At 35.6% G+C, this 21,404-nt stretch carries 16 protein-coding genes; 2 read left to right on the top strand and 14 right to left on the bottom strand.

Translation table 11 applies throughout. The features are described from left to right. Positions 1 to 123: 123 nt before the first annotated feature. The 7 genes from LBD46_03170 to LBD46_03140 all read right to left on the bottom strand — a co-directional run bounded on the left by LBD46_03170 (position 124) and on the right by LBD46_03140 (position 7,843). Complete coding sequence (locus LBD46_03170) at positions 124 to 963, bottom strand: fumarate hydratase (GenBank protein ID MDR2426169.1); 840 nt, start codon at positions 961 to 963, stop codon at positions 124 to 126. A gap of 8 nt (positions 964 to 971) precedes the next feature. After that, a complete protein-coding gene (locus LBD46_03165) occupies positions 972 to 2,309 on the bottom strand; it encodes an NADP-dependent malic enzyme (GenBank protein MDR2426168.1) in 1,338 nt (445 codons plus the stop codon). 79 nt (positions 2,310 to 2,388) lie between these two features. Then, entirely contained in the window at positions 2,389 to 3,324 is a 936-nt protein-coding gene (locus LBD46_03160) for a hypothetical protein (GenBank protein ID MDR2426167.1), read from the bottom strand. Between the two features lie 13 nt (positions 3,325 to 3,337). Continuing rightward, positions 3,338 to 4,441 carry an ABC transporter ATP-binding protein gene (locus LBD46_03155; GenBank protein MDR2426166.1) on the bottom strand — a complete coding sequence of 368 codons (1,104 nt, stop codon included), beginning with the start codon at positions 4,439 to 4,441 and terminating at the stop codon, positions 3,338 to 3,340. A gap of 139 nt (positions 4,442 to 4,580) precedes the next feature. Continuing rightward, positions 4,581 to 5,915 (bottom strand): GGDEF domain-containing protein, encoded by a 1,335-nt coding sequence (locus LBD46_03150; GenBank protein MDR2426165.1) that lies wholly within the window; start codon positions 5,913 to 5,915, stop codon positions 4,581 to 4,583. Continuing rightward, positions 5,905 to 7,281 (bottom strand): sensor domain-containing diguanylate cyclase, encoded by a 1,377-nt coding sequence (locus LBD46_03145; GenBank protein ID MDR2426164.1) that lies wholly within the window; start codon positions 7,279 to 7,281, stop codon positions 5,905 to 5,907. The genes LBD46_03150 and LBD46_03145 overlap by 11 nt, the downstream gene beginning before the upstream one ends. Then, complete coding sequence (locus tag LBD46_03140) at positions 7,268 to 7,843, bottom strand: SpoVG family protein (protein MDR2426163.1); 576 nt, start codon at positions 7,841 to 7,843, stop codon at positions 7,268 to 7,270. The genes LBD46_03145 and LBD46_03140 overlap by 14 nt, the downstream gene beginning before the upstream one ends. A 217-nt stretch (positions 7,844 to 8,060) precedes the next feature. Here LBD46_03140 and LBD46_03135 point away from each other — a divergent pair, with 217 nt between their 5' ends. Together LBD46_03135 and LBD46_03130 are read left to right on the top strand one after the other, a co-directional pair. Then, positions 8,061 to 8,879, top strand: a complete 819-nt coding sequence (locus tag LBD46_03135; protein MDR2426162.1) for an XRE family transcriptional regulator — start codon at positions 8,061 to 8,063, stop codon at positions 8,877 to 8,879. 115 nt (positions 8,880 to 8,994) lie between these two features. Then, positions 8,995 to 9,150 (top strand): hypothetical protein, encoded by a 156-nt coding sequence (locus LBD46_03130; GenBank protein MDR2426161.1) that lies wholly within the window; start codon positions 8,995 to 8,997, stop codon positions 9,148 to 9,150. Positions 9,151 to 9,228: 78 nt separating this feature from the next. On the opposite strand, the gene LBD46_03125 is transcribed toward LBD46_03130, so the two are convergent. The 7 genes from LBD46_03125 to LBD46_03095 form a co-directional block, all read right to left on the bottom strand. Then, positions 9,229 to 14,409: a hypothetical protein gene (locus LBD46_03125; protein ID MDR2426160.1), complete on the bottom strand. Its 5,181-nt coding sequence runs from the start codon at positions 14,407 to 14,409 to the stop codon at positions 9,229 to 9,231. 388 nt (positions 14,410 to 14,797) lie between these two features. Beyond that, complete coding sequence (locus LBD46_03120) at positions 14,798 to 15,472, bottom strand: hypothetical protein (GenBank protein ID MDR2426159.1); 675 nt, start codon at positions 15,470 to 15,472, stop codon at positions 14,798 to 14,800. 414 nt (positions 15,473 to 15,886) lie between these two features. After that, positions 15,887 to 16,285, bottom strand: coding sequence for a cytidine deaminase (gene cdd / locus LBD46_03115; protein MDR2426158.1), 399 nt, complete (start codon positions 16,283 to 16,285; stop codon positions 15,887 to 15,889). Positions 16,286 to 16,292: 7 nt separating this feature from the next. Continuing rightward, on the bottom strand, positions 16,293 to 17,174 hold the full coding sequence (mtnP, locus tag LBD46_03110) for an S-methyl-5'-thioadenosine phosphorylase (protein ID MDR2426157.1): 882 nt from the start codon (positions 17,172 to 17,174) through the stop codon (positions 16,293 to 16,295). A gap of 34 nt (positions 17,175 to 17,208) precedes the next feature. After that, complete coding sequence (recJ, locus tag LBD46_03105) at positions 17,209 to 19,254, bottom strand: single-stranded-DNA-specific exonuclease RecJ (protein ID MDR2426156.1); 2,046 nt, start codon at positions 19,252 to 19,254, stop codon at positions 17,209 to 17,211. After that, positions 19,254 to 20,561, bottom strand: a complete 1,308-nt coding sequence (locus LBD46_03100) for a thymidine phosphorylase (GenBank protein MDR2426155.1) — start codon at positions 20,559 to 20,561, stop codon at positions 19,254 to 19,256. The genes recJ and LBD46_03100 overlap by 1 nt, the downstream gene beginning before the upstream one ends. Continuing rightward, on the bottom strand, positions 20,558 to 21,388 hold the full coding sequence (locus LBD46_03095; GenBank protein ID MDR2426154.1) for a purine-nucleoside phosphorylase: 831 nt from the start codon (positions 21,386 to 21,388) through the stop codon (positions 20,558 to 20,560). Before LBD46_03095 ends, LBD46_03100 begins: the two co-directional genes overlap by 4 nt. Between the last annotated feature and the right edge of the window lie 16 nt (positions 21,389 to 21,404).

Genomic DNA, 21,404 nt, shown 5'->3' with positions numbered 1-21,404 from the left:
TAGGTCATCAGGCTTCAAAAACTACTTTTCTGAGTTTTTGTCAAGATTTTGTAATAACGCGCACAATGGCAAATGAGCTTTTGCGGCTATTGTTTTTCTAATTTTCCATCCGTTAGGACTCTTTTATATCACCGTCTTTTTTCTTCTGCACGAATGGCATTGAATGCTGACTGCTGCAGGGAGCGAAGCTATATGAGTTGGATTTGTTTCAATTAAAACCGATAAAGCCGTAGTTTTACCACCCATTCCCATGGGACCTATGCCGAGATTGTTTATTTCTTTTAGAAGTTCACATTCCTTTTCGGCATAAAAAGGGTCGGCGTTTTGCATATCGATTTTTCTTAAAAGCGCTTTTTTTGCCAGTTTACCTACTGAAGCAAAATCTCCACCTATAGCAACGCCTACCACTAAAGGCGGACAAGCATTTTTACCTTTATCTTTTATCACACTTAAGACAAATTCTTTTATTCCATCCCAGCCGGACAAAGGTTCAAGCATTTTTAAAGCACTGGCGTTTTCGCTTCCTCCGCCTTTAGGTAAAAAATCTATTTCAATATTGTCGCCTTCGACAATATCTATATAAATGTTTGCGGGAGTATTATCTCCGGTATTTTTTCTTTCAAGCGGATCTGAAACTATCGATTTTCTCAGATAATTGTTTTTATATCCCGCGACAACGCCTTTGTTTACGGCATCGTAAATATTGCCACCATCAATTTGCACGTCTTTGCCGAGTTTTATAAAAAAGTTGGCCGCACCCGTATCCTGACAAAGAGGCACTTTTTTTTCACGTGCTATAGCAGCATTTTCAATGATTTCATTCATGATGCTTTTTGCAATACCCTCTTCTTTTGAAGCTGATTTTTTCAAAGTTTTTAAAACATCATGTGGCAGCTCAAAATTCGTTTCCGCACAAAGTTTTTCAACCGCTGCAGTAATTGCGTCAGCCGTTATAGTACGCATTTTTGTCCTTATTTATATTTTTTTATGTACCCTTTCTGCATCATGATCCGGGTTATATTTCGGCTTCTTTTTATCATTTCCGCAGCCTGATTAAACAGTATGTCTTTTGTCATTTTTCTGCCAGCAACTTTTTCTTTTATCGCTTTCATTCCTACAGCAGCCGCTACCCGCGGAAATATTCTCCAATCGTCCATAGTGGGTAGAATTTTATTATGCCTTATTTTATTGTCTGCAATGCAGGCTGCAAGTTCTGTTGCAGCGGTTATACACATTCCGTCGGTTATGGTTGAAGCTCTTATGTCTAGTGCACCGCGGAATACTCCTGGAAAACCCAATGAGTTGTTAACCTGATTCTCAAAATCACTTCTGCCGGTAGCAACAACGGCAGCTCCCGCTTCTTTAGCTTCCCAAGGCCAAATTTCTGGAACGGGATTTGCACAGACAAAAACTATCGGATTTTTAGCCATTTCCTGTATCCACTCTTTTTTAATAATATCCGGTCCCGGAGTAGAAAGCGCGATAACCGCATCTGCATTTTCCATAGCTTCTTCAATATATCCTTGATCACCTTTTTCATTCGTTTTAACGCACATTTCCCATTTTTCAGGATGAGAATTTTTGAGTTCGATTCTGCCTTTGTGCAAAATGCCTTTTGAATCGGTCATAATTATATTGCCGGGCTTTACTCCGTAAAGCATTAGAAGTCCGGCTATACAGATATTTGCCGAACCTGCACCTATCATGGCAACTTTAACTTTGCCGGCTTTTTTATTTACGACTTTCAAAGCATTGATAAATCCCGCAAGCGTTACAAGAGCCGTGCCTTGTTGATCGTCATGCCATACGGGTATGCGGCATTCTTTTCTTAAAGTATGAAGTATCGGAAAACATTTTGGCTGTTCTATATCTTCCAAATTTATTCCGCCAAAAGAAGGTTGAAGTATTTTCACCGTTTCAATAATCTTTTTTTCATCTTTTGTGCCAAGGCAGATAGGGTATGCGTCAACTCCGCCAAGATATTTGTATAAAAGAGCTTTTCCTTCCATAACGGGCATTCCCGCTTCGGGTCCAATATCTCCCAGACCTAAAACTCTTGTGCCGTCGGTTACTACGGCTACGCTGTTCCACTTATTCGTATATTCATAAACAAGCTGTGGATTTTTGTTAATATTGGCGCATACCGCGGCAACGCCCGGACTGTACCATATTGAGAAATCATTGAAATCTTTAATTCTACATTTCGGCAGCACTTCTATTTTTCCTTTATAAAAAGGATGCATTTTTTGGGCAAGAATTGAAGGCTCATGAGCGGCCTTTAAAAGTTTTTGTGTATCTTGTTTCTTCATTTCACATCTCCACAAATTATTTATACAAAAAGAAAAGCTTTACCTTATCTGGTAAAGCTTTTTTTTTTAAAATTGCATCTCATAAAGGATAATCCCAATAGACATAATATTTTTTTGATGGTTCGGAATCTTTGGTATAGAATGCCGTATCTTTATCTATATTATATGTATATTTCACGGTTGAAGTGCCACTGACTACCGTAAAATTGTAGGTTCTGTTTTCGACTTTATCATCGGTATATTCCAGTTCAATAGTACAAGTCATATTAGGAGTAACTGTTGTGTCAGTACCAGTCAAACTTATTTTTCCGCTGGTTATTATAAATTCATCTGCGGGCTTTGGTTTATATCCCGCTCCCACAACTTTAATTTTTCCAGAAATATTCGTAAACGTAACATCAAACTCTTTAGAGACTCCAGAAGAATTCAAAACTTTAACTTTAATAAGAGATATATTTATTGATGCACCTCTTGAAGTCAAATAAGGGGGAGCGGTTGAAAGAGTTACGGGAAAAAATAACTCTTCTTCTCTGGGAATATCGGTTTGGGAAAAAGTTATGCTGTATTGATAAGTAGGATAAGTGGCACCCGATGCCTTTGCTATAACAGCTCCTCTTTTTCCATCTCTTGTAGTAAAACCATCGAGATTTTCATAAAGCACAACATTAGACGTACCATGTTCGTCACGATACCAATACTTAAAAACAGGTTTGCTTATATCCAAAGAAGAAATTGTCCCTTCAATTTTTGCATTTCCAAAATCAAGTGATTCCACATACTTGCTATCTTTACCATATTTTTTTCTTACTACGCTTTGATCGGAAAGGTATCCATCGGCCAAATCAAAAGCAAGCCGCGCATAAAAATCTATCTTTTTTGCCGCTACTGCCGCAGTATCAATATAATTATTGGGTTTTGGGGCCGGAGGTTCTGATTTATCAACTCTGGGATTTGAACAAGCGTTTACCGTTAAGATAAATAAACCCGCCAAAAAGGATATTAAAAATTTTTTCATACGCTGCGACCTTCTAAATAATTTTTACACCATCTTTCAGCTCATAAAGATGGCTTTTTCCGAGATTAAATACAAGCTCTATTATCTGGTTGGTTTTTGCATGATTATGAGCGTCTACCTTAGCTACTAAAGCGTTTTTGCCAGTGTTTAAATGCAGATATATTTCGCTGCCAAGCAGTTCGGCTATTTCCACGGTAGCGCTAAAACTGATTATTTCTTTATTTGTAAAATTATAAAATAATTTATCGTATATATCTTCCGGTCTTATTCCCATGACAACTTTTGCGCCGGCATAAGGCATAACTTTATCTTTATGGTGAGCAGGCAAAGCTATTTCAAAAGTTCCTTCGTTTAGAAATATCTCTCCGTTTTTGTTTATGACGTCAACTTCAAAAAAGTTCATCGGAGGACTTCCGATAAAACCCGCAACGAATTTGTTTGCTGGATCATCGTAAAGTTCTAAAGGACCTGCTATCTGCTGTATTATTCCTTCTTTCATAACGCATATTCTGTCACCCATAGTCATAGCTTCTGTCTGGTCGTGCGTAACATATATCATGGTGCTTTGAAGCCTTTCATGAAGCTTTTTGAGCTCCGCTCTCATCTGAACCCTGAGTTTCGCGTCCAAATTCGAAAGCGGCTCGTCAAATAAAAATACTTTAGGCTTTCTCACTATTGCTCTTCCTACGGCAACTCTTTGCTTTTGACCGCCCGAAAGTTGTTTAGGCCGCCTTTCCAAAAGATGTCCGATGCCTAAAATTTCTGCAGCTTCGTTTACACGCTGCTGTATTTCTTTTTTGCTGTAACCTCTTAACTTTAATCCGAAAGCCATATTGTCATATACCGTCATATGAGGGTAAAGTGCATAACTTTGAAATACCATTGCTATGTCACGATTTTTTGGAGGGACATCGTTGACTTTTACGCCGTCAATAAATATTTCGCCTTCGGATATTTCTTCAAGGCCGGCAACCATGCGCAGTGTCGTAGTTTTTCCGCAGCCGGAAGGTCCTACAAGTATGCAAAAAGATTTATCTGGTATTTCAAGATTAAAATTTTTTACAATATCTAAATTTCCGAACCGCTTCCAAACGTTTTTTAGGACAATTCCAGCCATCTTTCCCCCAAGCAAAATTTATTGATTTTTTAAGAAAATGATTGCTTATTATATCCTTTTAGACAGCTCAAGTCAAGAATTGGCAAAAACCGTTAGTTGAAAGATAAAAATGGAATGATCTGTAGCCGCAGCAGCAAGTTTATCGGCTTCCGTACAAAACAACACTATTTCTGCCTTTTTCTTTAGCTTTATAAAGTGCTTTATCTGCGGCTTCTATTATTTGGTCTATCGTTTGACCATCTTTAGGATAACAACTTATGCCTGCGCTTATGGTTACGTGAAAAATTTCGTTATTTTCACAAAATTTCTTGTTTTTAACCATGTCATTTATTTCCTGAGCAACTTTTTTGGCATCGAATTGCTTAGCCAGGGGCATAAAAACGATAAACTCTTCACCACCGTATCTGCCGACGAAATCTCCCGGACGAACACAGTCAACGAGGATTTTAGCTATTGCACACAAAACTTTATCTCCAGTTAGATGTCCGTATTTATCATTAATTTTCTTAAAATAGTCTATGTCCAACATAATAATATAAAAACCACCAGAATAACGTTTTTCTCTTTGAATTTCCAAGTGAAGCCTTTCCATAAAATATCTTTTTAAATACAATCCGGTAAGTCCGTCATTTCTTGAACGTTCACTTATTTCGGCAAAAAGATTTACTCTTTTGGCCCCAAGCGATATCTGCGGACCTAAAATCGCTCCCTCTTCAACATAATGCAGAATGTATTCCTTTTCAACTGCCATTAAAATGCAGCCGAGTAGTTTGTGTTCACTTTTCAGCGGCAAGAAAACTATTCTTTCTTCAGACGTGCAAAAATCAGGAGTGTCGGCTATAGCGCAGCCATTTTCTTTTTCAAGAGATTTGTTGCCAGTCATATATTTTATCCAGCTGTCTTTTTGTGAGGGTTTTGAAAAAGCCAGAGCAACCCATTTCCCTTTTTCTCTTTTAAATAAGTTCACACTTATGACTCCGCCGCGTCCCATAAGAGACCTTAAAACAGTTTCTATATAATCCTGCATAAAAACACTTTTTGACAAATCTTTTCCTATAAGATATAGCTGCATTATGCGTTCTATATCATCTTCATATTTTTTTCTTTCTTCCAAAGTATGAGAATACTCGACCAGAATATCCGTATATTTTTCTTTAAGTCTGGCGTTTTTTGCTGCAAGTTCTTTTTCTTCTTTTTTTGTTTTGTTTAAAAAATAATAGGGTATAGGGATAACCGATACAAAAAATGCCGTAGAGGCAATGCATACAAAAAGATATTCGTTTGTATATTTTATCATGACAAAAGACGCCACAATACTGCCAGCTATTACGGATTGTTTAACCCATTTCCCGTAATAAAGCCCCGAAAGCATAATAAAATATGCCAATGCCATCATGTCCATTCCTTTTGGAAGGAGATAATATAAAACAGACAAAGCTATAATAATAATCAATGGAACAATTTTAGTTTTCATTCTCATATTTTACCGTACAGTTTCTTCCTGAAATTTTTGCTTTATAAAGCGCTTTATCAGCTTTCTTTATAAGTCCGTCTTCTATGGATAGCGAATCTCCTTCAAGTTCGGCAAACCCTATGCTTACGGTTATTTTTACTTGTATGGGCGTGTAACTTTCTATAGGAAGAAAAAAGCGTTCTTTTTCAATGCTCTTTCTTATATCTTCAAGAATTTTTTTTACTTCAACAGCATCAGTATGAAGCATTATAATGCCGAATTCTTCACCGCCATAACGCGAAATCAGGTCTGTTTCCCTAAGCCTTCCTCTTAAAAGAACTGCAACTTGTTGTAAAATAACATCACCGGAATAATGTCCATACATATCGTTAATCTTTTTAAAAAAGTCTATGTCCACTACAGCGACGGAAAGCTTGACTTTATTACTTCTGGAGCGTTTCATTTCTTCTTTTAATCTTTCTTTGAAATAGCTCTGTGTATATAAACCTGTAAGCCCGTCGGTAATGGCCAAATCCTGTATTTTTTGGTAAAGGTAAGCATTGTTCAAAACTGTATTTATTATCCCTGATAGAATTGAAAGAAGTCGCATATCTGCATTTTCAAAGGCATTACTTTTTGGCATACTTCCTATAAGCATTCCCCAGAAAACGCCGTTTACTTCCACGGGAAACGCAATAACCGAAAATTCTCTGTTTCTAAACATAGGGAAACGAACATCATTTGATAAGTCCGTGATAATCAAAGGCTGCATAGTTGTTTTTACATATTTTGCAAAAATATCACCGCTAACGTTTTTTTTTAACTTCCAGTTTCCACTGCCGATAAACATTGATGCCAGCTTACCGGACTTTTCTATTATTTCCCGCTCATTAAGAGAATCCTCAAATGTTTGAATCATTCTTCCCATAGTCTGAAAGCCGTCTATCTGCTGCATAATCGCGTTTATTCTTTTATTATCTTCTTTTATTTTCGAATCTTTGAACGTTATCTCTCTGTCCAAAGTTGCATACTCTTCTTGCATCCTGTTTTTCATTGAAATATAATGATTGGTATACATTTCCAAAACAAAATAAAAAGCGACAAGCCAAGCGCTTTCTAGTAAAATTAAAAATGCCGAAAAACTGTCGCCGATAAATATGATGCCAAACAAAGCGGCGATGACGGCAAATGCGGTAAGGACTCCGCTGTACACTCGTCCGGAAAAATAATATAAACCCAAAACTAATATTGATATGAGAAAAAAAATTATCGGAGGGTTTTTAATAAAATGTATAATCCATACTATAAAAAGACCGCCTGCGACAACGGGAAATACTACCGATGACAAAATGTCAAGAACGTTTTTACTTAATTTATTTTCTTTCATTTTCTTTTTTATCGTATCTCTGAATAAGGCTTTTCTCCACTCGATTTTTAAGATCTTTATCGACAAAGATAAAATCGGCTTTCCAGCCAGTTGAAGTTTTGTTTGCCGGCCACGCTATCCATAAACCGTTTTTTCCTTCCATAACTCTGCACTCCACTTCAAGGAGATTTTCAAAGATAACGGAAGCAAAAGCTTTTATGCCACCTTTTTTCTTTGTCTGTGAAAACTTATTTATTTCAAACAAAGTTTCTCCTGCAAAATCATAAATCTTATTTTCAGAAATTGAATGGGCAAGATAAAACAAATATTCCCTGTTTAAAACAGAAAATTGTGTATAAATTTTTCCTTTTCCAGCATAGCTCGGAAATATTATAATTTTTGTGTTATTTCTATTTTTCTTCAATGCAATATTATTGATAGTTATTGCGTTATTCAATACTATACTGTAATTATCTTTTTCCGTAGATATTTTAGTTATTTTAAGTTCATCTGCAAAAAAAGTACTTGACAAATAACACAAAAATAATGATATAATATATACAAGCTTAAATATTTTGTTCATTTTAATAATTATAATTAGTTGTCAATTAAATTTCAATGTTAATATTGAAATTAATTTGTGGTTGCGCTAGTATTATATACTATAATAATACAATAATATGCGTATTTTAAAGAAAATAGCTTTGTATGTTCTTAAAAAGAAACGCATTATTTATTTTAAGACAACTGTAATATACATAAAATACTAAAAGTATTACAGTAAGTCAATGGAGCAGAATATGAAAAAATTTAACTCAAAAAAGCTTGAACTAATGAGAAGGGAACGACATCTCACACAAGATGAACTTGCAAAAGAGCTTAATATCTCTCGGGTCACGGTAAATTACTGGGAAAATGAGAAGAGGACTCCAAATGTTTACGAAGTTTCAAAACTGGCAAAATTTTTTAATGTCAGTGAAGAACAGTTAATTTATGATTCAAAAAGCAATGAAGCAGTCGTAAGAAAGAATGCGCTGCTTGCCTTAAAGGATTTGGAAAAAACTCCAAAGTGGCTTGCAGAAAAATTAAAGCTGCCGGTAAATTCGGTTGAGAACTGGCTTGAAGGCAAACATCCTTTGAGTAGACTGCAAATCGACAGAATTATCAGCGCAATAAAAGAAGCCGGCATCAATATAATAGAGAGTTTCGAAGCCACTTACAGTATGCCGATACCGACTAAAATCATAAATGTTCCAATTTTGAATATCACCGATGGGAAAAAAGACGGATATTTTAAGTATGCGGAAAATGAATTCGAAGATTTTATGGAACTTCCGATAAGCATGTTTTCGGATGCCACCTTTGTCATAAGATATGAAAGCGACAATATGCTTCCAGAAATCCCAAAAAGCTCTTTTTGTGTAATAAAAAAGATGATAAGTCCTCTAAATGATAAAAACATGTTCATTAAAACCGATATGGGCTATACAATAGCTAAAACTTCTGTACAGAAAGGAAGCATTTTGGCATTACATGCCAATTCCAAGGATAAAGAAATAAAAACAAACAAGTTAGAAATTATTGGTAAAGTTCTGGGACACTTTTTTAAAGAAAATTAATTAAAATCATAAATCAAAACCCTATTTGCTGCTTGCTAAAGCTAGTCTGTCCACAGGGAGCAGAGGTTAAAAAAGCCTCTAATGGTAAAATACAAAAGCCAAAGGAGGCTTTTTTATGACAAGGGAAGAAATATCCGACGAATTCAGGGATGAGCTAATAGTGGAGAATATAAAAGAGGGAGTAAGCAGGAAATACGGGATACCGCACAGCAAGCTGCGGGGTATAGTGTTAATAATTAAGGGACACCTAATCGGTCAAGTCGTGTATTAATGCAAAATATACGAATATTACTGTTATTACTGTCATAAAGAGCAGATGTTTTCTAATAAAATGTATATTTTTTATTTGTTAAGCGGCTTGTAAAATTGCATTGACAGATTTAGAGTTGTAAATATTCAAAGAGCCTGCATCTATATTTTCTTCTTCAGTTATAGAACCTGACAGAATATTTTCAAGAATAGCCGCAGTGTCTGACTCGGTGGATTTCTTAAATATATCATCAAAATCCAATCGGCTCAAATTTATTTGTTCAGCCAGATTTGACCTAGCCGCCATATTTGCAAAAGATTCTATGTCGAAAAGCACGTTTCTTATGTCTGTTTCATAAGCATCTTCTATAAAATTGGAATAATTGCCATAATTCACGTTTTTGAAATCCAAATCAATAAAATTGTGTTGAAATAAAGAAATACCCAAATCTTTTAGCTTCGAAATCTCCGATATAAAAATATCATCTTTCAACAATTCCTCATCTATGCGCACCAATATTCCTGTTTGTTTCAAGGCGGCAAAACTTTTAAGTGATTCAAGTATTTGTTCTCCACTAAAACCAGTATAATTTATAATAAGATTTTTTATATTTTTATTTTTGGATAAATTTTTTATAAAAGTTTCATTGTCCTTGTTATCCTGTTTAAAATCAACGCCTATGCTTAACCCCACGTACCTATTTTTAAATATTTGCGACAATTTTTTTATTCCATCCGCGCTTATTTTATCATTTTCAACAGACAAAAATATTTCATCATAAAATGATTGTTTCAACAAATGTTTAATTTGAGCCACATTTCTAAATTCAAACTTTGCAATAACATTTTTCTTTTTACTTTCAGACAAAGCGTTAATGTATTGCTTGGTTTTATAAACGCCATCTTGAGAATCCCGCAAAATTATAGAGTCGCCAAAATTTATGTCTTTGAATTTTATGCTGCCAAAATGTTTATTTTTAGAGTATAGTTTTTTTACCATCTTTAAGCTCTTGTTATCCGGCGACAAAAACGGCGAACCGTATAAAAGAAGCTTTATATGCTTTAAAGCTTCATTAAGAGCCTTATCTTTTTGTATATCCAATAAATCTTCATTTGAAGAGTTGATATAGAACCGCATTAGTCCATTTTCAAAAGCCGCGCTTACGGAAAAGTTAGAATTTATGCCATCAATGTCATATCTTGTCAAAAAATCCCCCTTTTTGGAATTATCCATTTCTATTACGACATTATTAAATCCCATCTCAAGCAATTTGTAAGCGGTTTTTGCAGAAAAATTTCCACTTCTCGAAAGCCAATAAACAGTTTTTCTTGCAGAATTTCCGTAATAAGCTATATTATCGCGGAATTTTTTAGAAATCTGAATTTTTCTTAATGAAGAATCAAAATAAACAGGAGCAAACATAGCCTGAAGAATATTAAGAGAACCCAAGCCTGCAAGTATTATAAATGCATCAAGCGGTAAAGAAAAAAATAAAGAAAGTGCTAATACTAAAGCAACTGCTGAAAAATACAGATATCCTGCCCTGTATTGAATTTTCAAATTTTCTCTGACATTTTTCCATATACCACCCGTTTTTTCTCCCTTACCAACTTTGGTTGCACCAAATGTTTCCTTTTTTCCAAGCAATCTGTTTATCACACCTATGGCCGAATTGTGCATGACACTCACGTTAAAAACGGCTCTTTCAATAATCGATGGAAAAAGAGCCTTCAAAATAATCAACAAACCGCGATCTTTATTTTTTTTGACAACGTCAACTACAATAGGTGTATTGACCGCCAGCATCGTAAACAGCATAAGCGGTATAAAATCAAGCCTAAAAAACGACGGAAAAAACGGGGAAAAAAGTGCGCTAAACACAAAAAGTGTTATTAGTACAGGGTATAAAAACATTATAAAACCCATAGTCAAATTCATTTTTGAAAAGAAATCCAAATGCTTTGCCGAAAGAACCCCTTTGTATAAAGGCGTTATCGGCGATCGTTTTTTTAACCATTCCTTGACGGGATTAAGCCACAATTCCGTAGTTCCAAATCCAAATTTTGACATCTGTTTGATAGCTTCAAGAGGCTCTTCCGGCATGCCTTCCCCAAATGACATAACCGATTCGAGATAAATATTTAACATTATATTCAAAGCTCTTAAAGGAACTGAATTTTGAGCTTTTACGGTTTTTAATATTTCATTAAATTCTTTTCTCGTATATCCAAAAATTGCAAGCTTTTCAATTATTTCTTCATAGGAAAAATTTGTTTCAGATAAATCTATATTGCTTTTGGACGCATAGTTTTGAAGCTGCTCTATGCTCAGTTCGGAAAGTTCCTCAAAAGTTATATGCTCGTATTGTATTTGTCTGCCATGATAATTTCTTCCTGTCATATCGTCTTTTATAGTAATCATTTTCATAATCATAGCAAAATCTTCGGCCACATTATCTTCGGACCAAAAGCCTGATTTCTCAAGAGCGGCTCTTCGTATAAAACCGTTGTGACCCAAAAATTTTACAAATCCATTTCTTGCATCTAAAGGAACCACATATTTCCAAATAATATCCCCTTCCTGTGCGCGCATTTGCGAGGTTCTAGTCTCGTCGGGATTATTTATAACTGTTTGGTTTTGTGTATATCCCAAAGACGTATCTATCACAAATTCCGTCATAGTAGCCGATATGGCATTGGGTGCAACGGTTGAATCTTTATCTAAAAGCAAAATGATGTCTCCTACCATAATATTTCCAGATATATATGTATTTTCAAATATAGGTTTATCGTTTATGAGCTGCTTTTTTACACTGTTTACAGCATCTTCATATGACATTCCGTTTTCTATAAGCTCTCCCAATATTTTATTTATTATTAAAGAATGGTTTAAATTGCTCGCTTTTTTGAAGAGTCCTCTTCTTTCGAAATCGCCCCATGAGTACTTAGTTTTATCTTTAGGTCTTGCTATAACACCTATATTGTGTTCTTTGTAAAAAGAAATTCTATAGTAAATCTCCTCTTCTTCTGTGCTCAATTGTTGTCCGTTTTGATTTTTCCGTTCTATTTCTTCTAAAGCCGACTCAATATTATTTTTTGCAAAAACCATAAGTCCATCATCGCTTACTACGATATTTGCATATTCTCCTCCGGCTTTTTTGTTGTATCTGTCTCTTGCATCTATAGCGTATTCGAGAGTGCGTTTGATAATGCGCCAAGGTTCGTCGTATACAGGTATGGAAGTAGTTTGTTTTAAATACTCCGCGCCTTCTGGCATTTCTTTAATGCGTAAAGCATAATTTGGGGATTCCGTAACAGACTTATTGTCCTTAAAAATATAAACGGAAAGCATAAGAGCTTGTATAGCCGGCAAGATGAGTATCGCAACAGGTGGAAATAAAAAAATCATCAAAGCGGCACTAATGGTATTGTTTATGTTAAAAGCAAATAAAAATGACGTGACAAACAGCATATATTTAAAAATATCTTTATAATAATTATCTGCGTTAAAATATGGAAATAATGACCTTATCCTTTTTTTTAATGACGATTTTTTACCATCGCTGCCTTTAATGCGTATATCTCGAATTTCTCCGTCAATATACGTAAATACGAGTTTAGAATCTCCTAAAAATCCAGTTTTTACCTTTAAGCCTTTTAAAATCGGAATATGCCCAGCTATTTCTTCAAGCTTTAGATTATAATCTTGCGGATTGGTTTCCATAAGCAGCCTTACGCTTTCAACGGCAGATAAAATAATTCTCTGCCGTTCTTCTTCGGGAAGAACCGATGAAGGCTTTAAAGCATAGGCATTGTTTAAAACGCCCGATTGTTTTTTCACATTGTAATCGTATATATCTTGCGTATCTTTACGCAGTATAGCATTGGGGGTCAATGCTATGAAGTTAACTCCAGCATCTTTAAAAATTTCTTCCAATCCTTCCGTATGAAAACCGCCGGTTATTAAAACGATATTTTTATAACCTTGCTTTTGCGCAACTTCTAAAATGTTTGCTGCAAACACGGAGTTTCTTAAAACATTATTGGAAATAAATTTATCGAATAACTCAAAATTTTCAACAAAGAATTCTGGGATACCGCCATCGTTATAATATGAATAAAGCTCTTCAAATTTTTTAAAATTTTTCGAAAAATATTTATACTCGTCAAAGGTTATACTGTTGTTGAAAAAACTGTTAAAGTAAATGGAAAAATCCTTGATAAAAACCATATCCTGCTGCACAATATTATCCGAAACAGCCACTCTCAAACAATCGATAAGCCTTATTTCTTCATTTCTAAGCTCTAAAGGGTTGATAGATTTTAAATTTTTAAGACAGGTGAGATATGAAAACAGTTCATTATATTTTTTTGCAAGCTCAAACCGAACCATATAACGTAAAGTATTTTCCGTTTTGTCTTCTAGTGAGGAATAAACCGCATATTCTTTGTAAGGTAACATATTTTTTATAGAATTATAAAAATCGGCATATTGTCTTTCAATCGTATTTTTAGACAATAGCGAAATTTCGCGCGAATTCAGAATAAATGATTTTATATTAAAAAGGTAATTTTTGGGATAATATCCCGCTATATTTAAAAGCTTTTTCCCGCCGCAGAAACTATCGTATAACTTTATCAAAACCGAATAATATTTTATCTGCGAAATTTTTCCTTCTCTATATTTTCTTATCAAACCGTCAAGGCGCCGTTCACCGTGAAATGACTTAGCTATTTCATCTACGCTTTCATTGAAAATTTTTAATTGCCTAGTGGTTTCGTCTTTGTAATCAGTTATTTTGTTTAAGAGCAAAAAATTATCGTTATATACTTTTTCGCTTTCAATACCGTAAATTCTCATGCCCGCAGCGCTTATCGCGCGGTAGTATTCGTATCCTGTAAGCTGTGAATTTAAAATAAGATGCTCTGCAATGTCCTTGCGAAGCTTCTTATCGCCAATGTCACTTATCCAGCCAGTATCGATTTCTCCAACCGCACCTTCGACGTAAACCACATCAGGCGAAATTTGTCTTTCTATATTTTCAAGTATTAAAGATATGTTTTTTTGAACTGATGGATTATAATGTAAATCCTGTATGTTTATAATGGAAATTTTGTTTTCGGAAGAAACGTTTTTGGCGGATATAAATCCAGCATTTGCTGGAATTCTTAAAAAAATCTTGGCATTGTATGCAATTTGTGCTGCGGAAAAAGCAAAATCTCGACATACTAAAGACAAAAATATAGAAAAACACATTATTACCCTTATATATTTTTTCATAAATTTATTATAGTCTTTTTATAAAGAAAATTAAAGGAGAAAATGAGCCTCATCAAAGACAAAGACAAAAATACCGCGCACACTTTTGATGGAAAATTTCTAGAAATTGAAACTATTTGAGGAAAAGGAATAATCCGGCACAAGTTTTAAGTCTGCACCGGAAAACAAATTTTTTAATTTATTATATTTATCATCTATCTACAATGTCTATATTTTAAATCTTCGACAAAACGTTCAGCAAGCTGCTTGACTTTTCCAGAATAACAAATTTTGAGCTGCCTAAATGAAATGTCAAATCTTGCATTCTAACGGCAATATCCACTAACGATATGGGAAAGATTCTTGATTTGATTATTCTTTTTCAATCCTTTTCTTTTCGTATTTTTTGTTATTGAGGAATACTCTGTAAAAGAAGTTCCGACTGTTTTCTTGCTTCTTTTTCACTTTGTATCGCAGTACTGACCAAATCATCCGCTCTTCTGAAAGCGGCTTCTCTGGTTTCTTTTGCCTTCTGCGCCATCGCATTGGCTTCATTTACGATTTCTTTATAATTGTTTTTTGCCATTTCTCTTATTGCTTTTGCTTTGTCTTCAAGCGCTTTTGCTTCCGCATCAGAATGCTTTTTTTCGGCCGTAGCTTTTTCTTTCATCGTGACGACTTTTTCGGTTACTATTTTTTCATCGCTTTTAGCCTGTGTTTTTATAACTTTAGCGTCGGCTTCGGCTTTTTTTCTTGCCGTCTTCGCATTGTCGGTCAAATCTTTTGCCTGTTTCTTTATCATAGAGGCATTTTGTTTGGCTTCACTCTTTTGCGCTTCAGTTATCAGAGCAGCAACGTTTTCTTCATCTTTGTTTTCATTCGTTTTGTTGATTTTAGCCGTTATCGCAGGAGTAGTTTTTGCCATTGTCTTAATGGTCGTTACAACCGGTACGCTTGTTTCTTGAGATACAGGTACGGAGGTTTCAGTTTCACTTCCGACTTCTGCGTTTTCATTTTGAGCATATAAAATTGCCGCCGAAAACATAAACGTCAATGCCAATAAAACAAGACTAAACTTTTTCATAACTTTTCTTCTCCTTTAAAATTTTATTTACTTTATTATAATCATACTTAATTTTTAACGAAATTTGAAGAGCCTATAAAACACCATAAATACCACAACCTAAATTTTTATGATTTTTTGGGGACAATTCACTTCAAGCGGCACATAATAATATTTTTTATGTCAAAAACAACGTTCTAATGATATGGCGACATATCAACAGTAAAATGAAATTATAAAGTTTTTATGTGTTTTATTAGTATGAAGTTGACTTTTAGTATATATAATTTTCATATAAACCCCTATATATTGCTCTTGTCAGGAAATTGATAAAAACAATGGAGAAACAGATGAAGAAAATAGTATTGGCAGTTGGGATCTTTACCGTTAGCTTACAAGTTTCTATTTTCTAAACTTCTGGCATTTGTCTGGATTCTAAAATAAATTTTTTTCCAAAAAAGGAAAAGGGAGTAGATCTCGTATATTAATCACTATAATATCTTTATCATTTTTATTTATTATAACATCGGCTTCAGGCGCAAGCTCGAAAATTACCTGTCTGCACGCGCCGCACGGAAAAATATTTCCATATTTAGTCCAGACGGCTGCGGCTTCAATTTTCTTCTCACCGTTTGACACGGCATTAAACAAAGCGTTGCGTTCCGCACAAGAAGTAAGCCCGTAAGAAACGTTTTCAATGTTTGCCGCACAGTATATCTTTCCGTTTGCGCATAAAACCGCACTGCCAACCGCAAATTTGGAATATTTGTTATAACTGTTTTTTGCAGCAGTTTTCGCTTTCTCAATAAGGTTTACATAGGTTTTTTCTTTCATAGGAATATTATTTGTTATAATATTTATCTAAAAACAACGCTAGTTTTTTATACGATGGGCTTATCAAAAGTTTTTCCGCAGCTGTCATAACTGCCGACTTCAAAGATTTGTGACAGTTGCATTTTGTATGCCTTTGTGAAAGTTTTACGGCAATGTCTTTAATTACTTTTTTGCTGTTTGAAATATTGGCAGCTACTGTGGCGACAACGGCGTCGTTTGTAACTTCTTCCCCTTCTTTCCACACGTCAAAATCCGTTACCAGAGATATGTTTGCATAACACATTTCCGCTTCACGCGCAAGTTTCGCCTCCGGTATGGCAGTCATGCCTACTATGGAAAAATCGTGACTGCGATTTACTTCCGATTCAGCTTTAGATGAAAACTGAGGACCTTCAATACATACGTAAGTTCCGCCAAAATGATGCTCTATCGCCAACTCGTAAACTGACTGATGTATAATCTCTCTTATTTCATCGCAAAAAGGTCTTGCCATACCGACATGAGCGACTATCCCTTCTCCAAAAAAAGTGTTAATCCTATTTTTTGTCCTGTCAAAAATCTGGTCGGGAATAACGAAATCTTTTGGTTTCATTTTCTCTTTCAGCGATCCGCATGCCGTAAAAGCCACTATCTGTTCCACACCTATCAATTTTAAAGCGTACATATTCGCTCTTTGATTTATTTCCGACGGAAGAAGAGTATGCCCTTTGCCATGTCTGGGAAGAAACGCGCACTTAATTCCGTTTATCGTCCCTATTGTGATTTTATCTGAAGGTTTTCCAAACGGCGTGTCTATATCTTTTTCAATGACGTTTTCAATACCGTCAATTTCATATAACCCGCTACCTCCGATAAATGCAATTTTTGCCGAATTCTCTTTTTCTGACATTATGCCCTCCTGTTTGTCATGATAAGTGCTTCTTTTAATAAGACGGTTTTATATCTACAGCACACATCTGCACAATCTGTTTGTCATTTTTGCCCATAATGTCAATGTGGAACACTATGTCTACCAGACTTTCTTTTCGCAGCATATCGGCAATCTCTCCACTATTCCAAAAAACTACCTGAACGTTCCTGCTGCCTTTCTGTGACACTTTAAATTTAACATGCTTATAATTTCCACCGAAAACTGAAACTTCCGTCACGGAAACACCTTTTATATAAAACAGCGGCCGTTGGTTTTCCATGCCAAAAGGTTCCAAAACTTCAAGCTGCTTATGAAAATCAAGATTTATATCTGAAATTTTAAGTTCACAATCAATTTCAATATTTTTGCACGGATCAATCCCAATGATATTTTTTTCGGCATATTCTTTAATTCTCTTTTTAAATTCTTCAATCTTTGAATGGGTAATCGTAAACCCAGCAGCCTGACTGTGACCGCCGTACTTCAGAAGAATATCTTTAACATCTTCCAGAGCTGCAATCAAATCAAAACCCACAACTGATCTAGCTGCACCTATGGCCTCATTGCCATCTGAAATTAAAAGAAAAGCCGGTTTCATATATGTTTTTACCATCTGTGAAGCTACTATTCCGGTCACGCCGTGTTCAAGATTGGCCGCGTCAACTATAAAAACTTTGTCATGTTCCAAATCGCATTGCTGTGTTAGAAGAATTTTGAACTGTTCAATATTTTCTGATTGAAGCCACCTTCTGTTTTCATTTAGTTTTACTATATCGGCATAAAGATTTTTTGCCTGAAAAAAATCTTTTGTCATAAGAAGCTGCGCCGAAAGCATGCCTCTTCCCATGCGGCCGGAAGAATTAAGAACGGGCGTTACGTTCCATGAAACGGCTCTGGAATTTATACACTGTATATTTTTTGAAACGAAAGCGTCTTCAATCAAAAGACCGAGCCCCGGCCTTGCCGACGGATTTCCAGCTATCAATTCCAACCCCTTTTTAACTATTATGCGGTTTTCATCAATTAATGGCATAGAATCGGCAATCGTTCCCAAAGCACATAAATCCAGATTGTTTTTAAAGAACTCTTTCATTGCGCTGGATTCGTTATTCCTCTTGATTTTATAGCTGCGCATTACTTTCTTTTCAATACTTTCGTTTCCATCAAAATCGCGAATTACAAAAACTTCGATTTTATCTTTCAAAAGAGCATCACTTGTCATAACGGTTTCTTTCAGTTCTTTACTGTTAGTATATGACTTAAAAGCCTGTTTAAAAATACTTTTTATCTCGGAAGCAGAAGAAAAAGGACGTTTATCGATACAAATGTCATTTTTAATTTTCATATAAAATCCATCAAAATATGACTCCTGCTTTTGCGCATAGCAAATTATGATTTCCCTGTCATAGTCTTTTGCAAACGACATAACCAAAGCCTGAGCCGTTTTAAAAGCTACCGTACAGCCGGCAATATCTTTAAACGGATACGGAGAATCCATAATTTTGGGATTTATAATTGCATACGCATGAGGAACGCCTTCATACGGCGGCTCGTGATGATCGGTTAAAATAACATCTATTCCCAGACTGTTGGCATAATCTATCTCTTCAAAAGCGGATATTCCACAGTCAACCGTTATCATAAGTTTTACGCCTTCGGCATAATATTTTGTAAGTATATCTTTATGTATGCCGTATCCTTCATCTGCAGGAACGTACCATTGAGCGTTTCCACAAAGTTGTCTTATCGTGTTAACCACGACATTTATGGCGGTTATGCCATCGACATCTCTGTCTCCGTAGACCAAAATGGCTTCTTTGCCGCTTATGGCTTTTTTGATTCTTTCAACAGCTTTCTGCATATCAGGAAAAATAAAAGGATTGTAAAGATGTTCTATTCCTCCATACAGAAAAACAGCGGCTTCTTCAACGCTGTCAATTCCCCTGTTTAACATAACCGAGGCAATTTTGGGATTAATTGAAAGAGAGTGTGAAATTTCCGATATTTTTTGAGAATTATTAGGAAAAAATTTCCAATATCTGTCTTTTTCCGTATCCATTAGTTTAGTCTTTCCTTTATAAGTTCTGGATTTACTGTTTTTTCTTCTAAAATTATATAAGAGCCGTTCATAAGAAATAATGCTTCGTCAATATTTTTATCACAATTGTAAAGCAGTTCTGCGATTGTCTCTCCTTCTTTTACATAATCTCCAGTTTTTTTATACAGCATAATTCCCGCGCTGTAATCTATAGAATCTTCTTTTTTATTTCTTCCTGCTCCCGCCATAACTGAGGCAATGCCTATATCTCTTGTTCTCATGCAAGAGATATATCCGGTTTTGACAGCTTTAATCTTTAACGAATTTTTTGCCTGAGGCAAAACGCCGACGGGATTATCGATAACAGACGGATTTCCACCCTGCATCTTTATTACCTGTCTGAACTTCTCAAGCGCAGCGCCACTTGAAATTTGCTTTTTTGCAATCTCACGCGCATCTTCAATTCTTGACGCTTTAGCACATCCAAATATCATCATGGCGGCAAGGTCAACTGAAAGTTCGTATAAATCGTTTTTCAAATCACCTTTCAATATTTCGACTGTCTGCTTAATTTCGATCGAGTTTCCCACGCAGTTTCCCAAAGGGGTATTCATATCAGTAATAACCGCGGAAACGTTTCTTTTAAAAGTTTTTCCGATACTTATCATTTTCCGTGACAATTCCAACGCATCCTTATGAGACTTCATAAACGCACCATTTCCGGTTTTAACATCCAGCACAAGCGTCTGCACTCCTTCTGCAATTTTCTTTGACATAATGCTGGCGCATATCAAAGGAAGCGATTCTACCGTAGCGGTCGCATCGCGTAAAGCATACATTTTTTTATCCGCGGGCGCTATTTCACGCGTCTGCCCTATGAATGCCATATTGGCGTATTCCAGAAATTCCAAAAACTCCTTTTTATCTATATTTACTCTGAAACCCGGAATAGATTCCAATTTATCCAATGTTCCACCTGTATGTCCCAAACCCCTTCCTGACATCATCGGAACGCATATACCGGCACTTGCTGCAATCGGCACAGCAATAAGAGAAGTTCCGTCGCCTACTCCTCCGGTGGAATGCTTATCTGCTGTCGGCATTTCCAAAAAAGACAAATCGATTATATCGCCGGACTTTGTCATAGCTTCGGTCAAATAAAACATTTCTTCATCGGTCATTGAAGCAAAAAAAATCGACATTAAAAAAGCCGACATCTGATAGTCGGCAATTTCCCCATTGTTATAATTAAAAACCATAAATTCTATTTCTTCTCTCGAAAGAGCTTGAAGGTTTCTTTTTTTATATATTATATCATATACTCTCACTTAGTTTTCTCCAAAACTTCTTTTATTATGGCGGCAAATTTTGGAACGGTTTGTTTTCCGGTTTTCAAAACGTCTTCATGTTTTAAAGAAATATGGTGAATTCCAGCCGCCATATTTGATACATAAACAAGGCCGAGAATCCGCATATTCATTTGCACAGCAGCTTCGGCTTCATAAACTACAGACATGCCTACAATGTCCGCTCCGAGTTTTTCATAAGCTTTTACAGCGGCTGGAGTTTCATACGATGGACCCGAAACGCCAAAATATATTCCCTCATGCACTCTTAATGCATATTTTTTTGCCGCTTTCAATGCTTCTTTTCTCAAAGATAAATCGTAAACACTGCTCATGTTCGGAAAACGTTCTCCAAAAACCGAAAAATGTTTTCCTCTGAGAGGGTCTGTTCCTGTAAAATTTATGTGGTCGCTTAAAATGACCGCATCGCCAGCATGATATTTTTTATTTACCGCGCCTGCGGCGGCTGTAATTATAAGTTTCTGCGCTCCAAGCATTTTTACAACTCTTATGGGATAAATTATATCTTCGGGAGAATGTCCTTCATAAAAATGAAAGCGCCCGTTAAAAATCAAAAAGTCTGTTTTTGCGCTGCGGCACAAATGAAGTTCGCCGTCATGACCTTTAACTGTAGTTTTTGCAAAGTATGGAATTTTAGAATATTTAACGGTTTTAAGAACCGTAAAAGAGTTTCTAAGCTCTCCCAATCCCGAACCAGCAATGACAGCCGCAGAAAGGTTAAAACCAGAATGAGGCAGAATCGCCTTTTTTGTTTTTTGTATTTTTTCCAAAACATTTACCATCTTCATTTACCTTTGTCCGCTG

This window comes from Candidatus Endomicrobium procryptotermitis, from assembly GCA_031279415.1.
In the GTDB taxonomy this organism is placed as follows: domain Bacteria; phylum Elusimicrobiota; class Endomicrobiia; order Endomicrobiales; family Endomicrobiaceae; genus Endomicrobium_B; species Endomicrobium_B procryptotermitis.
The sequence above is the reverse complement of the archived record's forward strand: the minus strand, read 5'-3'. Positions and strand labels throughout refer to the sequence as shown.